Source organism: Nocardia jiangsuensis, assembly GCF_042650385.1.
Lineage (GTDB): Bacteria > Actinomycetota > Actinomycetes > Mycobacteriales > Mycobacteriaceae > Nocardia > Nocardia jiangsuensis.
In genome coordinates, this window is the sequence record NZ_JBHSAX010000019.1 from 1 (window position 1) to 18,221 (window position 18,221).

The following is an 18,221-nucleotide window of genomic DNA, read 5'->3' on the forward strand; positions in this document are numbered from 1 at the left end:
GTATGCGGTGGGGATCAACGAGTTCGACGGGTCGCGTACCTATCCGCTGGAGGAGGTCCGCGACGCACTCGACCTCGCTCCGGAGACGCCGCTGGTCCGGCTCGACGCCCGCAATCGCAGCACCTGCCTGCGCTCGCTGATCACCCTGGTGGAGTTCCTCTTCCATCGGCTCGAATCGCGGATGTGAATCGGCCGGTCACGGTGAGCCGGGGGGCCGTCTCCCGGCCCGGGGCGGTTCTCGCCGACGGGGAGGTGGCCGGGGTCTGGCGGTATCCGGCCACCGGGAGCGAGTCGTCACCGTGACGGCATTCGAGCCGTCCGGGCGCGGGCTTCGCGCCGGGGTCGAGCGGAACGCCGTTGCCGTGGCCGCCGCGGTGGGCGAACCGGAACCCGAGGTGGAGTTGGCATGATCGACGGCACCGCTCAGCGGTCGAGAGCGGCCAGTACCTGCTTCGCGGTATTGCGGTGCCCGGCGGCATTCGGGTGCAGCGGGACTATGGCATCCGCCGAGGTCGGCAATGCGCCGACCATCCAGCTCCGGCCCGGCTCCGCGCACACGTCGTGCCCCTGCGTCGACGGCTCCAGATCCACGTACCCGGCTCCGTGCTCGACCGCCTCGCGCCGCATGACATCGTTCAGCTGATTGATCTTGCCCTGCAGGTAGGTGGCGTCCGCGGCCCAGGCGGGCTGGGTCTCCGGGCAGCCGCCGTCACGGATGCCGATCGGGTAGCCGACCAGCACGATGGTGGCGGCGGGGGAGCGGCGGCGGATCTCCTCGATCATGACCCCGTAGGTCGGGGCGAAGCGCTCGATCTGCTCGCCGACCCGATCCCGGCCGCCCGCGGTCTGCGTCGCCGCGCAGGAGACGCCGTTCGGCTCCGGCAGCGGGTTGATGCAGCTCACCCCGAGCTGCACCAGCCCGATGTCGTTGCCGCCCATGCCGAGCGTCACCAGCGTGGTGTCCGGGGTCAGCGCATCGTACTGCGGCGCGGCGAGCCCGCTCAGCCCGAACTGCCTGCCCGCCAGATCGGCGCTCACCGCCGCACCGCAGGTGACGTCGCGGAACTCGCTCGGACGCAGCGCCTGCGCCACCAGCTTGGGGTAGTTCAGCGCGGAGCGGGTGCAGTCGCCGGGAATACCGCTGGCAGGCGCGCTCGGCGCGATCCCGGAGCCGGCCGAGAACGAATCGCCCAGCGCGACGTACACCTCGGGCTGCGGCGCCGCCGGTGCGGCACCGGCACCGGCCACCGCGAACGCGCACGCGCCCAGCGCGGCGCAGACGGCGCGCAGCGCGGGAAACTGACGGGAGTGCTGCATGATTCGGATCCTCGCCTGTGCCGGAACACGGATGACCGCCGGACACCAGCGTCCGGCTACCGGCTGGTAGGAAGTGTGGCCGAGGTCACGTCGGGCGTCAAGACACGGTCCGGCGGGCCCGCCGCCGTGACCCGGCCCGCGGCCAGCGCCACGGCGTGGTCGGCGCGCAGCGCGTCGTCCCGATCGTGGGTGGCGTGCACGACGGTGACGCCCCGCTCCCCGGCCAGGTCGAGCGCCGTGTGCACGGCGGCACGCGCCTCGGCATCCAGGGCGGTCCCCGGCTCGTCGAGCAGCAGCAGCCGGGACCGCGCCGCCAGCGCCTGGGCGAGCAGTGCCCGCTGCCGCTGCCCACCGGAGAGCGTGTCCAGCCGGCACCCGGCCAGCGCGCCGAGCCCGAGCGCCTCGAGCGACTCGTCGACCAGGGCGCGATCCGCCCGCGTGAGCCTGCGCCACCATCCGCGCTCCCCCCAGCGCCCCATCGCCACCGTCTCCCGGACGGTGATCGGCAGCGTCGGCGGAACCGCACTGTGCTGCAGCACGAGCGCGGGCCGCCCCAGCGGCTGGACGATCGTCCCGGCCGTCGGCGCGAGCACGCCGGCGAGCACCGCGAGCAGCGTCGACTTCCCCGACCCGTTCGGCCCCACCAGCGCCGTCACCCGCCCGGCGGGCAGTACCGCGTCCACGCCGTGCAGCACCGGCCCGGCCTCGTAACCGGCGACGATCCCGGTCAGCCGCACCTCGGTGACCATCTGTGTCCCCTGTCACTCCAGTTGAAATGAAAATCATATTCATTCTAGGGTGTCGCCTCATGGACTGGCTCTTCGACCCCTTCGCGGTGACCTTCGTGCGGCGGGCACTCTGGGGCGGACTGCTCGTCTCCTGCCTCTGCGCCGTCGCCGGAACGTGGGTCGTGGTGCGCGGCATGGCCTTTCTGGGCGAGGCGATGGCGCACGGCATGCTCCCCGGCGTCGCCGTCGCCGCGCTGCTCGGCGGCAATCCGCTCGCCGGGGCGGCGTTGAGCGCGGTGGCGATGGCCGCCGGGGTCTCGGTGCTCGGGCGGAACCGCCGCTTCACCCCGGACGTGGCGATCGGGCTGCTCTTCGTCGCCATGCTCTCGCTCGGCGTGCTGATCGTCTCCCGCTCGGAGAGCTTCGCGGTCGACCTCACCGGCTACCTGTTCGGCGACGTGCTCGCCATCGGCGCGGGCGACCTCTGGCTGCTGGTCGCCGCGGTGCTGGTCGCCGCGGTGCTCGCGGTCGCCGGGCATCGTGGGTTCACCGCGCTCACCTTCGATCCGCGGATCGCGGAGACGCTCGGGCTGCGGCCGCGGCTGGCCAGGGTGGGGCTGCTCGCTCTGGTGACGCTGGCCGTGGTCGGCTCGTTCCACCTGGCCGGGACGCTGCTGGTCTTCGGGCTGCTGATCGCGCCGCCCGCCGCCGCCACCTACTGGGCGCACCGGATCCCGACCACCATGGCGCTGGCCGCGGCCTTCGGCGCCGTGGCGACCGTGTGCGGGTTGCTGGTCTCCTGGCATGCGGGCACCGCGGCCGGGGCGACCATCGCGGCCTGCGCGGTCGGGCTGTTCTTCGGCTCCGCGCTGCTGGCCGCTCTGCGCGAGCGGCTGCGCCGCGGTGCCGGCCCCGCGGTGGCGGTGGCGGCGGCCGCCGCGGTCCTGACCGGCTGCGCCGCCGACCCCGGGCCCGCTCCTGAGACGGATGTGCCACACGGCTACGTCGCGGGTGCGGAGGAGACCGCCGAGGCCCAGACCCGGCTGGTGCTGGCCGATGCCGGAACCGGCGCCGTCCGGGTGCTCGACCTGATCACGGAGGAGATCACCGAGCTCGACCCGCTCCCCGGCGTCACCGCCGCCACGAGCGACGGCCGCTACGCCTACCTCTCCGCCGGCGGCACCGTCCGGGTCGCCGACGCCGGCGCCTGGATGGTCGACCACGACGACCACGTGCACTACTACCGCACGGCCCCCGGGGTCCGCGGCGAGTTCGCCGTGCCTACGGTCACCGAGCCCTCTGTCACCGAGCCCCCTGTCACCGCGCCTGCCGGAGCCGCGCCCCCCGATACCGCGCCTACCAGGACAGTGCCCTCCGGCACCACGGCCGCGGCCGATCGCGCTGTCGCCGTGCTGACCTCCGGCGAAACCGCCACCGTCCTCGACCGCACCGCGCTGGACGCGGGCCGCATCCCCGATCCGGTGACGGTGCCCGGCCCCGCCCTCCCGGTCGACGGCGCCCTGGCGAGCGTCGACCCCGCGAGCGGGCAGGTGCAGCTGCGCGAACGCGACGGCGCCGTCCGCCGCGCCATCGCCGAGTCCTGCCCCGAACCACGCGCAGCGGGCGTGACCAGGCGCGGCGCCGTGTTCGGCTGCGCCACCGGCGCGCTCGTGGTCTCCGGCGAGACCGCCCGCCCGGTCCCGTACCCGCCGGGCACCGCCCCGGAGGACCGCGCCACCACCTTCACCCAGCGCCCCGGCGCGAGCGCGCTCACCGCCCCGGCCGGGCAGCGCGGGCTCTGGCTGCTCGACGTCGCCCGCGGCACCTGGACCCGTTTCGAGACCGGCCCGGTCCTGGCCGCCGCGACGGCGGGGGAGGGAACCCCGGTTCTCACGCTCGGCCCGGACGGCGTGCTCCGCGCCCTCGACCCCGCGACCGGCGCCGAACTCGCCCGCCGCCCCCTGACCACCCCCGGCGCCCCCGCGCGGATCGCCGTCGACACCACCCGCGCCTACCTCACCGACCCGGAGCGCCGCATCGTGTACGAGATCGACTACCTGGACGCCCTGCGCGTCGCCCGCGAGTTCCCGCTCGACATCACCCCCGCGCACCTCGCCCGGGCCGGGCGGTGAAGCGCCTGCTGACGGCGGTGCTCGCCGGGCTGACCGTGCTCACCGCCGCGGCCTGCGGCGGTACCGCCGAGCGCGCCGGGATCGTGGTGACCACCGACCTGCTCGGCGACCTCACCCGCGCCGTTGTCGGCGACGCCGCGCCGGTCACCGTGCTCATGCCGACCGGCGGCGACCCGCACTCGTTCGGCGTCTCCGCCAAGCAGGCGGCCGGGCTGGAGCGGGCCGCGCTCGTCGTCGCCAACGGCCTCGGCCTGGAGGAGGGCGTGCTGCGGCACGTCGAGTCCGCCGCGGCGGCGGGCACGCCGACGCTGCTGGTCGGCGAGCAGGTGAACCCGCTGCCGTACCGGGACAGCGCCAACCCGGACCCGCACTTCTGGACCGACCCCGCCCGGGTGCGGACAGCGGTCGAGGCCATCCGGGACCGGGTACTCGCCGACGTCCCCGGCATCGATACCGCGGCTGTTCGCGCCCGCACCGACGGCTACCTCACCCGGCTGGACGAGCTGGACCGCTGGATGACCGAGCGCTTCACCGCACTCCCGGCCGAGCGCCGCAGGCTGGTCACCAATCACCACGTCTTCGGCTACCTCGCCGCGCGGTTCGGGCTCGACGTGATCGGCGTCGTACTGCCGAGCGGCAGCGCGCTCGCCTCGCCCAGCGCCGCCGACCTGGCCGGGCTGGCCGGCGCGGTGCGCGCGGCCGGAGTGACCACGATCTTCGCCGATTCCGCGCAGCCCGACAAGCTCGCCCGCGTCCTCGCCGAACAGGCGGGTGTGCGAGTGGAGGTCACCGCCCTGCACACCGAATCGCTCACCCCGCCGGACGGCGGCGCCCCCACCTACCTGGACATGATGCGCGTCAACACCGACGCCATCATCGCCGGGTGATCCGAAAGATGAGGTAGCACATGAAGTTCCGTTCTCTCGCCGCGGGAGCCTGCGCGCTGGCGCTCACCGCGACCGCCTGTGGCGGCAGCGACGAGCCCGCCACCGTGGCCGACCCGGTGACGGTGACCTACGAGGGCGGCATCGCGGTGCTCGACGGCACCACCCTCGAGGTCGGGCACACCGTCGCCCTGGACGGCTTCACCCGGCTCAACCCCGCGGGCGACGACCGGCACGTCGTGGTCACCAGCGGCTCGGCCTTCCGGGTGCTCGATGCCACCACCGGGCAGTTCACCGGCGCCGAGTTCCCGGCCGAGAAGCCGGGCCACGTGGTGCGGCACGCCGGGCGCACCGTCCTCTTCGCCGACGGCAGCGGCGAGGTCACCGCCTTCGACACCGCCGCGCTGGCCGACGGCACCCCGAAGACCGACGTCTACACCACCGCCGCCCCGCACCACGGCGTCGCCATCGAGCTCGCCGACGGCAGGCTCGTGGTCTCGCTCGGCACCGAGGAGCGCCGCACCGGCATGCTCGTGCTCGACCCCGGCGGCCGCGAGATCGCCCGCAGCGAGGACTGCCCCGGCGTGCACGGTGAGGCCACCGCGCAGGGCGAGGCCGTGGTGATCGGCTGCCAGAACGGCGCGCTGGTCTACCGCGACGGCGTGATCACCAAGGTCACCAGCCCGACCCCGTACGGCCGCATCGGCAATCAGGCGGGCAGCGACGATTCGCCCATCGTGCTCGGCGACTACAAAAAGGACAAGGACGCGGAACTGGAACGCCCGCAGCAGGTCTCGCTGATCGACACCGCCACCGGCGGGCTGCGCCTGGTCGAGCTCGGCACCAGCTACACCTTCCGCTCGCTCGGCCGCGGCCCGGCGGGCGAGGCGCTGGTCCTCGGCACCGACGGCGCGCTGCACGTGATAGACCCGGTGCGCGCCACCGTCACCCGCAGCATCCCGGTGATCGCGCCCTGGCAGGAGCCGCTGGAGTGGCAGCAGCCGCGCCCCGCGCTCTTCGTCCGCGGCGGCGCCGCCTACGTCTCCGACCCCGCCACCGGCCAGGTGCACCGCATCGACCTGGCGAACGGCGAGCGCACCGCCACCGTGACGCTGCCCGGCGCGCCGAATGAGCTGAGCGGGGTGCAGCCCGGCCACTGAGTGCCCGTTTCCGCGCGGTGCGGCCCGGGTAGACGAGGGGTACGCCGGGGACGACGCGCGCCCCGCGGTACCGACGGGAGTCCGACATGAACCGCAGCCTCGCCCGCGCCGTCACCGCGGGAGCCGCGCTCGCCCTGGTACCGCTCGGGGCGGGCGCGGCCGCCGCCCAGGACGCCCCCGTCCCGCTGGGCGGCGGCTCGGGGATCGTCGTCGACAACACCGCGCAGTGCACCGTCACCACCATCGGCTACGACGCCGCGGGCAGCCTCGTCGGGCTGACCGCCGGGCACTGCGGCGACGCCGGGGCCACCGTGGTCGCCGAGCGCGACCACGACCTGGGCGTCGTCGGCCGCTTCGTGCACTCCGACCCCGACCTCGACTACGCCGTCATCCAGTTCGACCCCGCCAAGGTGATGCCGGTGAACCGGGTCGGCAACGCCACCATCACCGGCATCGGGGCGCCCGCCCAGTTCCCCGCCGTGGTCTGCAAGAAGGGGCGCACCAGCGGCGAGACCTGCGGAGTCGCCTGGGGTGATGTGCTGAACACCGCGCAGGAGACCTGGACCCAGCTGTGCGTGCTCGAAGGCGACTCCGGGGCGCCGGTCATGGTCGGCAGCACGCTGGTCGGCATGGTCAATGCGTACCTGGCGGTCGGGTGCCTCGGCCCCGAGGTCGGGACCACCATGGCCGCCATCGTGCACGATCTGAACGCCCGCGGTTCGGTCGGGGCGGGGTTCCACCCGCTCTGATCGGCCGATGAATTTCGTTCCCGCACGTCGTCTGCACCGCTGTTGATGTCAGGCAGCGGAAGGAAGACGTATGCGCTCGATCTCGGTCACCATGTCCATCACCCTCGACGGTGTCGTGCAGGGGCTCGGCCGTCCCGATGAGGACACCCGCGGCGGGTTTCCGCACGGCGGGTGGGGGCTGCGGTACAACGACGAGATCATGGGCGCGGAGATGGCGCGCGGCATGGCCGAGCCCGGTGACATGCTCTTCGGCCGCCGCACCTGGGAGGATTTCCACCGCGCGTGGGGCAGCGCCACCGATGGCAACCCCTTCAGCACGCACCTGAACGCCGCCACCAAGTACGTCGCCTCCACCGCGCTCGGCGACGCCGACGCCTGGCAGAACTCGATCCTGCTCCGCGGTGACGCTGTCGAGACCGTCGCCGAGTTGAAGGCGACCCCTGGCCCCGCCCTGTCCATCATCGGCAGCGCCGCCCTCGTCCGCACCCTGCACGCCGCGTCCCTGATCGACCGGTACTCCCTCCTCATCCACCCCCTCACCCTCGGCACCGGCACCCGCCTCTTCGACGGCCCCGCCCCGCTCACCGAGTTCGAGCTCACCCGCAGCGTCACCACCGGCACCGGCGTCATCATCGCCCACTACTCGCGGCACTGAGGCGCGACGCACCTTCCCGGGCCGGGGCCCGTGGCGAGGGCGGGCGGCCGGCTACAGCCGTTCGAACGTCCTCGGCGTCCGATGCGCAGCGCGGACGAAGGCCGCGCATGCTTCGACATCCTTGTCCCCGGTGGGCGTCTCGACCCCGCTGTTCGCATCGACGGCGTCGGGCCGGACCGCCTCGATGGCGGCGGCGACGTTGCCGGGACGGAGGCCCCCCGCGAGGATCACCGGGCGGCCGATCTCGCGTAGCGAGCGGACGACCTGCGCGCTGATCGACCAGTCATGCGTCTCGCCGGTACCACCGAGGCGGTCGGCGGTACGCGAATCCAGCAGTACGCCATCACAATGCGCGGCAGCCCGCTGTGCCGCGCCGACCGCATCGGAGGCGGTCACGTGGACTGCGCGCAGCACTTTCCGGCTGCGGGACCGCGCGTGCACCTCCCGGGTGGTCTCCTCGGTCACCAACCCGTGCACTTGAATCACATCGACGCCGACCAGATCCGCGAGCGCGATGATCGCGTCGGCCTCCTCCAGGTGGGTGACGAGCACACGGGTCACGAAAGCCGGTGTGCGCCGGGAAAGTTCAGCCGCACGATCCGGCCGCAGGGCGTCCTCGCTGACATGGGTGACGCCGCAGATGAAGCCGATCGCATCCGCCCCGGCGGCAACTGCGATGCGCAGGTCCTGCTCGGAGCGAATTCCGCAGATCTTCGCGCGAACAGTCACCACCGCACTCTACCGACGGCGACCCCCGCGCGAACCGACGATCAGGCCGCCGGGTCGAGCACCACCTTGATCACCCCGTCCTTCTTCTGCTGGAACTTCTCGTACGCCTGCGGTGCTCCGATCAGCGGTAACCGATGCGTGGCGAAGGTGTCGACGCCGAGCGGATCGTCGTCGGTGAGCAGGGGCAGGATCTCCGGTGCCCACCGCTTGACGTTCGCCTGCCCCATGCGCATCTGGACCTGCTTGTCGAAGAGAACCCGCAGCGGAAGCGGATCGGCCATACCCCCGTAGACGCCGACGAGCGAGATGGTGCCGCCGCGGCGCACGATATCGATCGCCGACTCCAGGGCGGCGAGCCGGTCGACGCCGGCGGTGTTCATGAGCTTCTCCGCGACCGCGTCGGGCAGGAAACCGGTGGTCGTCTGCGCGAACTTGGCGACGGGCGACCCGTGCGCCTCCATGCCGACGGCGTCGATCACGGTGTCGGTGCCGCGGCCGAGGGTGCGGTCGCGAACAACCTCACCGAGCGACTCGCCCGCTTCCGCGAAATCGATGGTCTCGATGCCGCGCGCGGCGACCCGTGCCAGCCGCTCCGGCACCCGGTCCACGCCGATCACCCGATACCCCAGGTGCGCGGCGATCCGGCAGGCCATGTCGCCGATCGGGCCGAGTCCGAGCACGGTCACCGAGCCGCCGTCGGGGATTCCCGCGTACTGCACCGCCTGCCAGGCGGTGGGCAGCACGTCGGACAGGTACAGGAAGCGGTCGTCGGGCGGGCCGGACGGCACCGTGACGTGGGTGTGGTCGGCGTAGGGCACCCGCAGGTACTGCGCCTGCCCGCCGGGCACCTGGCCGTAGAGCTTGGAGTAGCCGAAGAGCGCGGCGCCGGAGCCCTGGTCGCGCACCTGGGTGGTCTCGCACTGGGTGGAGAGGCCCTGGTCGCACATGAAGCAGTGGCCGCAGCTGATCTGGAACGGGATCACCACCCGGTCGCCGACCTCGACCGAGCGGACCTCGCTGCCCACCTCCTCGACGATCCCCATCGGCTCGTGGCCGAGGATGTCGCCTGGGCTCATGAACGGGCCGAGCACCTCGTAGAGGTGCAGGTCCGAGCCGCAGATGGCGGTCGAGGTCACCCGGATCACCATGTCGGTGGGGTCCTCGATCCGCGGGTCGGGCACGGTGTCGACCGAGACCTTGCGCTTGCCCTGCCAGGTCACCGCTTTCATGAATCCTCCTCGTTGTCAGCGGGCGGCTACCCGAGGTGTGCGGGGGAAAACTCGTAACCTTCCAGCGTCGCGCCTGCCAGTTCGGTGATCACGTCGGCGGCGTCGTGCCGCGTGGCGTAGGCGCGGCGCTGCCTGCGCGCGCCGTTGCCGCGGCTCAGCACCTCGGCCATGGCGTCGGTGACGAAGGCGCGGTCGCCGAGCTCGTCCAGCTCGGGACCGATCCGCCGGACCAGCTCGTCGAGCAGCGCGGGCACCGGGAGCACCCGGCCGGAGACCGGCTCCAGTGTCTCGCCGTCGAGGCCGGAGCGGGCCGCGGTCCAGTAGGCGGCGAGCAGGATCTCGTGCGGGATGTCGGGGGCTTCCTCGCGGCGCGCCAGCGCTTTCCGCGCGTGCAGGACCAGGCCGCGGACCAGCAGCGCGAGCAGCGTGCTCTCGCGCGCGGTGGCGGGCACGTCGCCGACCCTGACCTCGACGGTCGGGAAGGTGAGCGACGGGCGGACGTCCCAATAGACCATCTTGCGGTCCAGGATGCTGCCGCAGGCGAGCATGGTGTCGACCACCGCCTCGTAGTCGCGCACCGAGCGGAAGTACGGCGGCGGCCCGGCGCTCGGCCAGCGCCGCCAGAGGATGCTGCGCCAGCTCGCGTAGCCGGTGTCCGAGCCGCGGTAGATCGCGGAGTTGGCGCTGAGCGCGAGCAGCGCGGGCAGCCACGGCCGCAGGTGGTTGCTCACCCGCACCGCGATCTCCTGATCCGGGACCGCCACGTGCACGTGGCAGCCGGAGAGCCCCTGCTCGTGCGCGATCATGCCGAAGGCGTCGCCGATGGCGCGGTAGCGCGGGGTGTCGGTGAGCGGGAATTCGTGCGGAACGGTCGGCGGCGCGGCCGTCGCGAGCAGCCGGACCCGGTTGCGCTCGGCGCAGTGCGCGACCGCGCGGCGCAGCTCGTGCAGCTGCCGGTCCAGCGCGGCGGCGTCGGTGTGCACGTCGGAGCTGGTCTCGACCTGGCAGCGGGTGAGCTCCAGCTGGAGCTCGACGCCCGCCGCCGCGGCGGTTTCGGCGACCGCGCGGTTGGCGGCGGCGGGCGCGCCGGTCTCCGGGTCGACGAGGAGGAACTCCTCTTCGACGCCCATGGTGAGCTCGGCCATCAGGCCGTGACCGCGTGGACGGCTTTCTTCAGCGCCGACGGCTGCGTCGGTTTGCGCGGCGCCTTCTCCTTCAGCTCCCGCATCCGCGCGCCGATCTCCTGCAGCTGCTTGCGGCCGAGCGCCTCCCGCACCTTGGGGAACCACTCCTGCTCCTCCTCGTCGATGTGGTGGTCGACGTTCTCGATCAGCACCGACGCCTTGGCGGTGAAGCGCTCGTCCTCCGGCTTCAGCAGGGAGAGCTCGAAGACCAGGATGTCGGCGACGTGGTGCTCCTCGTAGGACTCCAGGATGTCGTCCTCCAGCTCCGGCACCAGCTCGCGCACCGCCGGGTACATGCACTCGTTCTCGATGTAGGTGTGCACGGTGAGCGCCTCGATGACCTTGTCGATCACGCGGCCCTTGGTGGCGTGCGCGTCATCGCTCGCCTTCTCGAACTCGCGGAAGAGCTTGCGGATCTGCTTGTGGTCCTCGCGCAGCAGCACGATGGCATCGCTGGACATGGGGTTCCTCCTCGGTGGGCTGTCCGGGTGCAGGCGAAGTGCCCGGGCGGCGTGCGGCGAAACCGGTCCAGCTCGGCGGCACCGCCGTCCACGGCCGGACCCGCTCCAGCTCCGCGGCCACGCGCAGCAGGGTGTGCTCGCCGTTCGGCGGCCCGACCAGCTGCACGCTGCGTGGCAACCCGTCCGCGAACCCGGCGGGGACGGCGGCGGCCGGGTTGCCGCAGACGTTCCAGAGCGCGGTGTAGGCGATCATCGGCACCGCGCGCAGGGTCGCACGGATGATGCCGGTACCGTCCAGCCTGCCGATCGGGGGCGGCGGTCCGGCGAGGGTGGGGGTGAGCAGCAGGTCGTAGCGGTCGAAGAGCCTGTCGACCCGCGCGGCGAGGTGCTCGCCGCGGCGCTCGGCCCAGCGCAGCACCGGCGGCGGCGCCGCCCGGCTCAGCCGGACCACCGCGCGGGTGCGCCGCTCCAGCAGGTGGGGGTGCGGCATCCGGGCGGCCTCCGTCCTGACCCCGTCCAGCACCTGCGGCAGGAAGGCGTCGGTGGGGTCGGGCAGCCGGTACCGGTCCTCGGCGATCTCGTGGCCGAGCCCGGCCAGTGCCTCGGCGGTCTCCCGCACCGCGGCTACGCAGGAGGGGGCCGCGCCGACGCCGGGGACGGCGGTGCGCAGCAGCAGCCCGATCCGCAGCCGCGGCCCGGGATCGAGATCGGTGTAGGAGGCGGCGGGCGCGGGGGCGTGCCAGCGGTCGGCGGCCACGGTGCCCGCGAGCACGTCGTAGAGCAGCGCGCTGTCCGCCACCGCCCTGGTGAGCACGCCGACCGTGCCGAGCGCGCCCCACAGGTCGGGGTGCGGTGCGGTGCTGACCCGGCCGCGCTGCGGTTTCAGCCCGAACACCCCGCAGCAGGCGGCCGGGATGCGGATCGAGCCGCCGCCGTCGCCGCCGGTCGCCGCCGGGACCAGCCCGGCCGCCACCGCCGCCGCGGAGCCGCCGCTCGACCCGCCCGGGCTGTGCCGGGGCGACCACGGATTGTGCGTGTAGCCGCCCGCCGCGCTCTCGGTGTAGGGCCAGATGCCGAACTCCGGCATGGCGGTCTTGCCGACGATCACCGCACCGGCCGCGCGCAGCCGGCGCACCGCCTCGGCATCGGCCGCGGCGGGTTCGCCCCCGGCGGCGACGCCGCCGTAGCGGGTCGGCGCCCCGGCGACGTCGAGTTCGTCCTTCACCGCGATCGGCACGCCGTGCAGCGGCCCGAGCGGCGCCCCCGCGGCCTGCCCGGCGTCCCGCTCGGCCGCCTCCGCCCGCGCCCGCTCGGCGTTGACCAGTGCGAAGGCGCGCAGTGGCTCGGCGGCCGCGATCCTGGCCAGTGCCTGGTCCACCGCCTCCGCGGCGGTGATCTTGCCCGCGCGCACCTCGGCCGCGGTCTCGGCAACTCCGGCGTACGGCAGTGGAGCGGCCGTGGAATCCGTCATTGTTCGGCTCCCTTCCGCCGGTGTATCGGGGTGAACGCTACGGTGCGCAACACCACGGCGACACCTACCCGTGCCGGGCGGGTCGCGGGGAATGATGGAGGGGGATTTCCCCGACGGAGAGGAAGTATCGTGCCGGATCCGACACCCGCCCCGAACGCCCGATCGTCGCCGCGGTGGACGGCTCGGAGACGGCGTACCACGCCGCCGCCTGGGCCGCGGTGGACGCGCGGCTGCACGGCCGCCCGCTGCACCTGCTCTGCTCGATGGCCGTCCCGTTCGGCTACGGCGACCGGCCGACGCTGCCGGTCGGCGAGCGCGATTGGCTGCGTGACGAGGGCGAACGGGCGCTGCGCGAGGCCGCCCGGATCGCCGAGGCCGCGGCGGGCGGCCCGATCACCGTGACCGCCGAGCTGACCTTCGACTTCATCGTGCCCACCCTGCTCGACCGCTCGCGCAGCGCGCACCGGGTGGTCCTCGGCAGCCGCGGGCTCGGCGCCTTCCGGCGCGGGCTGCTCGGCTCGGTGAGCACGGCGGTGGCGGGGCACGCGCACTGCCCGGTCGCGGTGGTCCGCACCCCGGCCGCCACCGATCCGGTGGCCGCGAGCAAACCCGTGCTGGTCGGGGTGGACGGCACCGAGAACAGCGTCGGTGCGCTCGAGGTCGCCTTCGCCGAGGCGGCCTTCCGCGGCGTCGGGCTGACCGCGCTGCACGCCTGGCGCGACACCAGCGGGCTCGACCTGCCGATCGACGACTGGGCCGGGGTGCGCGACGGCGAGGAGGCCGCGCTCGCGGAGAGCCTGGCCGGCTACGCCGAGCGGTACCCGGAGGTGCCGGTGCGCCGGATCGTCGTGGCCGACCGGCCGGTGCGCTCGCTGCTCGACGAATCGGCGAATGCCCAGCTCGTGGTGGTGGGCAGCCGGGGGCGCGGCGGTTTCACCGGGATGCTGCTCGGCTCCACCAGCAACGGCCTGCTGCACTCGGTGGACATTCCGATCGTGGTGGTGCGCGCCGCGAGCTGAGCGCGAACCCCCTTGCCCGGCAGCGAGCTCCGCGATTCCGGTCCCCGGCACCCGGTGGCCGGGCGAGGATCGAGGTCCGCTCGCCCTCCGACGTCGAAGGGACCGCCATGGATCGTGCCGTGCCCCGTGCCAGCCGGAAAGCCCAGGAAACTCCGTCCCCGCGCGGCGGGGATCGCCGCCGCTCCGGACCGTGGTCCGTCTCGAGGGCGTTACCTGCGGGGGCGCCGCCGGTGCCCGGTGTGTGCGGAGCCCGCCGCGATCGCGGGCCGCGCGCGGGGGCGCCGCTGTCCGCCCGCGGTCACACCCGCTTGCGCCGCGGGGGTGTACTGCGGGTGGCCGCGGCACTCGCGTTCACCGCGGCGCTGGGCGCGACCGGCGCGCCGGAGGCCGCCGCCACCGCCACCCAGATGCGGGTGCTCGGCGACATCAACTTCGGCTCGTCCACCACCTACGGCACCGGCTGCACCTACACCGTGCAGGTGCTGGTGACGAATGCGGTGGAGCCGGTGACGCTGCTCGACAACGGAATCCCGATCGCGGTGCGGGTGCCGGACAGCGGCAACGCGCTCTTCACCTGGATTCCGGCGGTGCCGGGCCCGCACCGGCTGGAGGCCGTCCAGGCGCCCGACCGGGAGCCGACGGTCGCGGGCGATGTGCGGGTCGGCATCGGAACGCACCTCGGCTACGCCTGCGTGGTCAGCGGCGGCTGAGTGTCAGCGGCGCACCCGCCCGGTCATGGTGGTGAGCGGGACCCGGCCGGTCCAGCCGCAGGGCAGCGAGCAGGCGGCGACGACGGCGGTCCGCACGCCGCCGCCCGCCAGCATCTCGGTGGTGGCCGTGGCGCGGGCCGGGTAGCCGCACGCCTCGCATTTGCCGAAGTAGTCGAGGATCTCGCTCTCGCGCGAGTAGACCACCAGGGGGCTGTCAGTGGAGTTCATGGGCCGCTCTCGGGACGTGGGAAGTGTGGTACACCTCACGGTAGGAGCGGGATCGCTGGAAAGCTGCCGGTGGAGCGGTAGTCGGGGAGACTCACAGCGGCGAGGTCCGGGCGTTGTGCTGGATCGCCGTGTGTCGCCTGCCGCGAATCGCCGGTGCGGGGTGGTAACGAGGTGATATGCGACCGAAGCACGGGAACTACGACGCGGTCGTCGTCGGCGGCGGGCACAACGGCCTGGTCGCCGCGGCCTACCTGGCGCGGGCGGGCCGCCGGGTCGCGGTGCTGGAGCGCGCCGCGCACACCGGCGGCGCCGCCGTCTCGGCGCAGACCTTCCCCGGGGTCGGGGCCCGGCTCTCCCGCTACTCGTACCTGGTGAGCCTGCTGCCCGCGCGGATCGTCACCGACCTCGGGCTGAACTTCCGCACCGCGCGCCGCCGGATCTCCTCGTACACGCCGGTCGGCGAGACCGGTCTGCTGGTCGACACCGGCGATCCGGCGCGCACCGCGGCGAGCTTCCGGCGGATCACCGGCGCGGACCGCGAGCACCGCGCCTGGACCGAGTTCGGCGCCCGCACCGGCACACTCGCGCGGGCCGTCTTCCCGACGCTCACCGAGCCGCTGCCGACCGCCGCCGAGCTGCGGGCACGGCTCGGGGACGACGAACTCTGGGCTGCGGTCGTCGAGGAGCCGCTCGGCGCGCTGCTCGAGCGCACCTTCACCGACGACGTGGTACGCGGCGTCGCCTGCACCGATGCCCTGATCGGCACCTTCACGCACGCGCACGACCCCTCGCTGCGGCAGAACCGCTGCTTCCTCTACCACGTGATCGGCGGCGGCACCGGCGACTGGGACGTCCCGATCGGCGGCATGGGCGCGCTCACCGCCGAACTCGCCGTGGCGGCGGCCGGGGCAGGCGCCGAGATCGTCACCGGCTGCGCGGTCACCCGGATCGAGACCGGCGCGGTGGCCTACACCGACGGCGCGACCGGTGGCACCGGGGAGGTGGCCGCCGGGCACGTACTCGTGAATGCCGCGCCCTACGAACTGGATCGGCTGCTCGGCCACGTACCGGGGCCGAAGCCGGAGGGCGCGCAGCTCAAGATCAATATGGTGCTGGACCGGCTGCCCCGGCTGCGCGACCCGGAAGTGTCGCCGCGGGAGGCGTTCTCGGGCACCTTCCATATCGCCGAGACGTATTCGCAACTGGCCGCGGCCTATCGAGAAGCCGAGGCGGGCAGGCTCCCGGCCGCGCTGCCTTCGGAGATCTATTGCCATACCGTGACCGACCGCTCGATTCTCGATCGCGATTCCGCCGAGCGCGGAATGCACACGCTCACCCTTTTCGGGCTGCACACCCCCGCGCGATTGTTCGAGGCCGATCCGGATATCGCGCGGGAGCGCGCGGTGGCGGCGGCGCTGGCCCGCCTCGACGCGGTACTCGCCGAGCCCATCGCCGACTGCCTGGCGCGCGACGTCGACGGCAGGCCCTGCCTGGAGGCCAAGACACCGCTCGACCTGGAGGCCGAGGTCGGGCTCCCCGGCGGCCACATCTTCCATGGTGACCTGGCCTTTCCCTTCCGGGACGAGGCGGAGGACGACGATCCGGCCGTCCGGTGGGGCGTCGCGACCGGGCAGCCGGGGGTCTTCTGTTGCGGCGCCGGCGCGGTGCGCGGCGGCGGGGTGAGCGGAATCGGCGGCCACAACGCGGCCATGGCCGTGCTCGAGAGCGCGATATCTCGGTGACAATCGTCACTGTTTGATCCGGGGCGACAAGTTTTGGTCGATCCCGGAAGATGCTTTCCACCTGGGAATGCTCGCCGCATTTCGGACAACAATGCGAATTGCGAAGTAGTTACCGGTACGTGATCTGCTGAGATTGCTTCGTTATGGTCGCCTGCGGTTGCGCTCGACGCGCGGCCCGAGCCGGACCGGCGTAAGCCGGCGACCCCGCCCCGCGGTCCGGCGGACCCCGAGATCGTCCCGGGGGCGGGGGTTCGCGGTGCGGACCGGCGGGCGCAGGGAAGGAAACGCATGTCCCAGCAGCGGAAGACCAAGCAGACCCGGACCATCGGCCGCGCGATCGGCGTCGCGGCGGTCACCGGCGCACTCGCGGCGGTGCCGTTCGGGATGGCCGCGACGGCATCGGCCGCGGGCAACAACTGGGATCAGGTCGCCCAGTGCGAGAGCGGCGGCAACTGGTCGACCAACACCGGCAACGGCTACTACGGCGGGTTGCAGTTCACCCCGAGCACCTGGTCCGCCAACGGCGGCAGCGGCATGCCGCACAACGCCAGCCGCGCGGAGCAGATCCGGGTGGCCGAGAACGTGCTCGCCACCCAGGGCGCCGGGGCGTGGCCGGTCTGCGGTCAGTACCTCTGACTCCCGGGGAGCGGGGCGCGCGGCCGGTTCGCGGCCGGCGCCCCTGACGGGACCTCCGGCGGCCGGATCAGCCCGCGGGAAAGCGGATGATCCGGTCGTCGCCGTCGCTCGGGTCACCGCGGCCGTCGGTGTTCGAGGTGGTGAGCCAGAGCGCCCCGTCCGGTGCGACGGCCACCGTGCGCAGCCGGCCGTAGCGGCCGGCCAGTTCGGCGCTCGGCGTGCCGAGCCCGTCCGGGCCGATCGGCACCGTCCACAGCCGCTCCCCGCGCAGCGCGGCGACGTAGAGCGTGTCGCCTGCGACGGCGATCCCGGACGGTGACGCCTCGTCGGTGCCCCAGGTGACGAGCGGGTCGGCGTAGCCGCGGTCGGCCCCGCCTGCGCCCTCCACCGCGGGCCAGCCGTAGTCGCGGCCCGGCTCGATCAGGTTGATCTCGTCCACCCGGTTCTGGCCGAACTCGGCGGCGAAGAGCCTGCCCCTGGAATCCCAGGCCAGCCCCTGCACATTGCGGTGCCCGCGGCTGTAGACCGGTGAGCCGGGCGCCGGGTTGCCCGGCGCCGCCTGCCCGTCCGGGGTGAGCCGCAGGATCTTGCCGCCCGGGTCGGCGGGGTCGGGGGAGCGGCGCGGCTCCCCGGCGTCGCCGGTGCCGACGTAGAGCATGCCGTCCGGGCCGAAGGCGATTCGCCCGCCGTTGTGGTTGCCTGCCTTTGCCAGCCCCTGGAACACCACCTGCGGCTGCTCGCCGAGCCGGAACCGCACGATCCGGTTGTCCGACTCCGCGGTGAAGTAGGCGTAGAGCACTTCCGGGTCGGTGGGTGAGACGGCGAGGCCGAGCAGCCCGCCCTCGCCGCGCGCTACCACGCCGGGCACCTGGTGGACCGGCTCGGCCGCGCCGCCGCCCGGCGCGATCCGCAGGATGCGGCCGGTGTCCCGCTCGGCGACGAAGGCGGTGCCGTCCGGGCGGAAGGCGAGCCCCCACGGCACGTCGAGACCGGTGCCGATCTCTTCCGGGATGTCCAGATCGGGGCTGCCGCCCGGGCTGCTCGGCGCGGCCGAGGTAGCGACCGGTGCGGTGGTGAGGCCGCTGGGTGGCGGCGGGAAGTCGTCCGGGTCCGTCGCGCCGCAGGCGACGGCCGTGATGACGACGCAGGCGACGGTCAGGGCACGGACGGGTCGGTGTAGGCGCATA

The 18,221-nt window shown here is 73.7% G+C and carries 17 protein-coding genes and 2 pseudogenes; 10 read left to right on the forward strand and 9 right to left on the reverse strand.

Going from position 1 to position 18,221, the window contains the following annotated elements; translation table 11 throughout:
* A pseudogene (locus ACFO0B_RS22830) lies at positions 1-187 on the forward strand (ATP-binding protein); the annotation flags it as partial.
* 236 nt (positions 188-423) lie between these two features.
* Here ACFO0B_RS22830 and ACFO0B_RS22835 read toward each other — a convergent pair.
* Positions 424-1,317 carry an SGNH/GDSL hydrolase family protein gene (locus ACFO0B_RS22835; protein ID WP_378614606.1) on the reverse strand — a complete coding sequence of 298 codons (894 nt, stop codon included), beginning with the start codon at positions 1,315-1,317 and terminating at the stop codon, positions 424-426.
* 56 nt (positions 1,318-1,373) lie between these two features.
* On the reverse strand, positions 1,374-2,066 hold the full coding sequence (gene aztA, locus ACFO0B_RS22840; protein WP_378614607.1) for a zinc ABC transporter ATP-binding protein AztA: 693 nt from the start codon (positions 2,064-2,066) through the stop codon (positions 1,374-1,376).
* 59 nt (positions 2,067-2,125) lie between these two features.
* On the opposite strand from aztA, the gene aztB reads away from it, so the two are divergent.
* The 5 genes from aztB (at position 2,126) to ACFO0B_RS22865 (ending at position 7,625) form a co-directional block, all read left to right on the forward strand.
* Entirely contained in the window at positions 2,126-4,177 is a 2,052-nt protein-coding gene (gene aztB, locus ACFO0B_RS22845) for a zinc ABC transporter permease AztB (protein ID WP_378614608.1), read from the forward strand.
* A complete protein-coding gene (aztC, locus tag ACFO0B_RS22850; protein ID WP_378614609.1) occupies positions 4,174-5,064 on the forward strand; it encodes a zinc ABC transporter substrate-binding protein AztC in 891 nt (296 codons plus the stop codon). The genes aztB and aztC overlap by 4 nt, the downstream gene beginning before the upstream one ends.
* A 20-nt stretch (positions 5,065-5,084) precedes the next feature.
* Positions 5,085-6,221, forward strand: coding sequence for a zinc metallochaperone AztD (aztD, locus tag ACFO0B_RS22855; RefSeq protein WP_378614610.1), 1,137 nt, complete (start codon positions 5,085-5,087; stop codon positions 6,219-6,221).
* An 86-nt stretch (positions 6,222-6,307) separates the two neighbouring features.
* Positions 6,308-6,970, forward strand: a complete 663-nt coding sequence (locus ACFO0B_RS22860) for a S1 family peptidase (RefSeq protein WP_378614611.1) — start codon at positions 6,308-6,310, stop codon at positions 6,968-6,970.
* Between the two features lie 70 nt (positions 6,971-7,040).
* Entirely contained in the window at positions 7,041-7,625 is a 585-nt protein-coding gene (locus ACFO0B_RS22865) for a dihydrofolate reductase family protein (RefSeq protein ID WP_378614612.1), read from the forward strand.
* Between the two features lie 51 nt (positions 7,626-7,676).
* Here the strand turns inward: ACFO0B_RS22865 and ACFO0B_RS22870 are convergent, their stop codons facing one another.
* From ACFO0B_RS22870 to ACFO0B_RS22890, 5 genes are read right to left on the reverse strand one after another with little or no spacing between them, the layout of a single operon-like run.
* Entirely contained in the window at positions 7,677-8,354 is a 678-nt protein-coding gene (locus ACFO0B_RS22870; RefSeq protein ID WP_378614613.1) for a phosphoribosylanthranilate isomerase, read from the reverse strand.
* A 41-nt stretch (positions 8,355-8,395) separates the two neighbouring features.
* A complete protein-coding gene (locus ACFO0B_RS22875; RefSeq protein WP_378614614.1) occupies positions 8,396-9,583 on the reverse strand; it encodes a zinc-dependent alcohol dehydrogenase in 1,188 nt (395 codons plus the stop codon).
* Between the two features lie 26 nt (positions 9,584-9,609).
* Positions 9,610-10,728: a carboxylate-amine ligase gene (locus ACFO0B_RS22880; protein ID WP_378614615.1), complete on the reverse strand. Its 1,119-nt coding sequence runs from the start codon at positions 10,726-10,728 to the stop codon at positions 9,610-9,612.
* Complete coding sequence (locus tag ACFO0B_RS22885) at positions 10,728-11,228, reverse strand: hemerythrin domain-containing protein (protein WP_378614616.1); 501 nt, start codon at positions 11,226-11,228, stop codon at positions 10,728-10,730. The genes ACFO0B_RS22880 and ACFO0B_RS22885 overlap by 1 nt, the downstream gene beginning before the upstream one ends.
* On the reverse strand, positions 11,143-12,699 hold the full coding sequence (locus tag ACFO0B_RS22890; RefSeq protein ID WP_378614617.1) for an amidase: 1,557 nt from the start codon (positions 12,697-12,699) through the stop codon (positions 11,143-11,145). The genes ACFO0B_RS22885 and ACFO0B_RS22890 overlap by 86 nt, the downstream gene beginning before the upstream one ends.
* 161 nt (positions 12,700-12,860) lie before the next feature.
* Here ACFO0B_RS22890 and ACFO0B_RS22895 point away from each other — a divergent pair, with 161 nt between their 5' ends.
* Both ACFO0B_RS22895 and ACFO0B_RS22900 read left to right on the forward strand, forming a co-directional pair.
* Positions 12,861-13,718, forward strand: coding sequence for a universal stress protein (locus ACFO0B_RS22895; RefSeq protein WP_378615267.1), 858 nt, complete (start codon positions 12,861-12,863; stop codon positions 13,716-13,718).
* A 332-nt stretch (positions 13,719-14,050) separates the two neighbouring features.
* Entirely contained in the window at positions 14,051-14,428 is a 378-nt protein-coding gene (locus ACFO0B_RS22900; RefSeq protein WP_378614618.1) for a hypothetical protein, read from the forward strand.
* Positions 14,429-14,431: 3 nt separating this feature from the next.
* On the opposite strand, the gene ACFO0B_RS22905 is transcribed toward ACFO0B_RS22900, so the two are convergent.
* Positions 14,432-14,656: a hypothetical protein gene (locus tag ACFO0B_RS22905; protein ID WP_378614619.1), complete on the reverse strand. Its 225-nt coding sequence runs from the start codon at positions 14,654-14,656 to the stop codon at positions 14,432-14,434.
* Positions 14,657-14,832: 176 nt separating this feature from the next.
* Between ACFO0B_RS22905 and ACFO0B_RS22910 the strand changes: the two genes are divergently transcribed.
* Complete coding sequence (locus ACFO0B_RS22910) at positions 14,833-16,398, forward strand: phytoene desaturase family protein (protein WP_378614620.1); 1,566 nt, start codon at positions 14,833-14,835, stop codon at positions 16,396-16,398.
* Between the two features lie 288 nt (positions 16,399-16,686).
* Positions 16,687-17,128, forward strand: a pseudogene (locus ACFO0B_RS22915) (transglycosylase family protein); the annotation flags it as partial.
* Here the strand turns inward: ACFO0B_RS22915 and ACFO0B_RS22920 are convergent.
* Positions 17,102-18,220, reverse strand: a complete 1,119-nt coding sequence (locus ACFO0B_RS22920; RefSeq protein WP_378614621.1) for a PQQ-dependent sugar dehydrogenase — start codon at positions 18,218-18,220, stop codon at positions 17,102-17,104. The pseudogene ACFO0B_RS22915 and the gene ACFO0B_RS22920 overlap by 27 nt on opposite strands.
* Position 18,221 lies beyond the last annotated feature (1 nt).

Excerpts from the sequence above, each read along its gene's own strand:
- ACFO0B_RS22910 (WP_378614620.1), top strand. The coding sequence starts at position 14,833 with ATGCGACCGAAGCACGGGAACTACGACGCGGTCGTCGTCGGCGGCGGG.
- ACFO0B_RS22880 (WP_378614615.1), bottom strand. The coding sequence starts at position 10,728 with ATGGCCGAGCTCACCATGGGCGTCGAAGAGGAGTTCCTCCTCGTCGAC.
- ACFO0B_RS22920 (WP_378614621.1), bottom strand. The coding sequence starts at position 18,220 with ATGCGCCTACACCGACCCGTCCGTGCCCTGACCGTCGCCTGCGTCGTC.
- ACFO0B_RS22890 (WP_378614617.1), bottom strand. The coding sequence starts at position 12,699 with ATGACGGATTCCACGGCCGCTCCACTGCCGTACGCCGGAGTTGCCGAG.
- aztB (WP_378614608.1), top strand. The coding sequence starts at position 2,126 with ATGGACTGGCTCTTCGACCCCTTCGCGGTGACCTTCGTGCGGCGGGCA.
- ACFO0B_RS22860 (WP_378614611.1), top strand. The coding sequence starts at position 6,308 with ATGAACCGCAGCCTCGCCCGCGCCGTCACCGCGGGAGCCGCGCTCGCC.
- aztA (WP_378614607.1), bottom strand. The coding sequence starts at position 2,066 with ATGGTCACCGAGGTGCGGCTGACCGGGATCGTCGCCGGTTACGAGGCC.
- aztD (WP_378614610.1), top strand. The coding sequence starts at position 5,085 with ATGAAGTTCCGTTCTCTCGCCGCGGGAGCCTGCGCGCTGGCGCTCACC.
- ACFO0B_RS22835 (WP_378614606.1), bottom strand. The coding sequence starts at position 1,317 with ATGCAGCACTCCCGTCAGTTTCCCGCGCTGCGCGCCGTCTGCGCCGCG.
- ACFO0B_RS22905 (WP_378614619.1), bottom strand. The coding sequence starts at position 14,656 with ATGAACTCCACTGACAGCCCCCTGGTGGTCTACTCGCGCGAGAGCGAG.
- ACFO0B_RS22865 (WP_378614612.1), top strand. The coding sequence starts at position 7,041 with ATGCGCTCGATCTCGGTCACCATGTCCATCACCCTCGACGGTGTCGTG.
- ACFO0B_RS22875 (WP_378614614.1), bottom strand. The coding sequence starts at position 9,583 with ATGAAAGCGGTGACCTGGCAGGGCAAGCGCAAGGTCTCGGTCGACACC.
- ACFO0B_RS22885 (WP_378614616.1), bottom strand. The coding sequence starts at position 11,228 with ATGTCCAGCGATGCCATCGTGCTGCTGCGCGAGGACCACAAGCAGATC.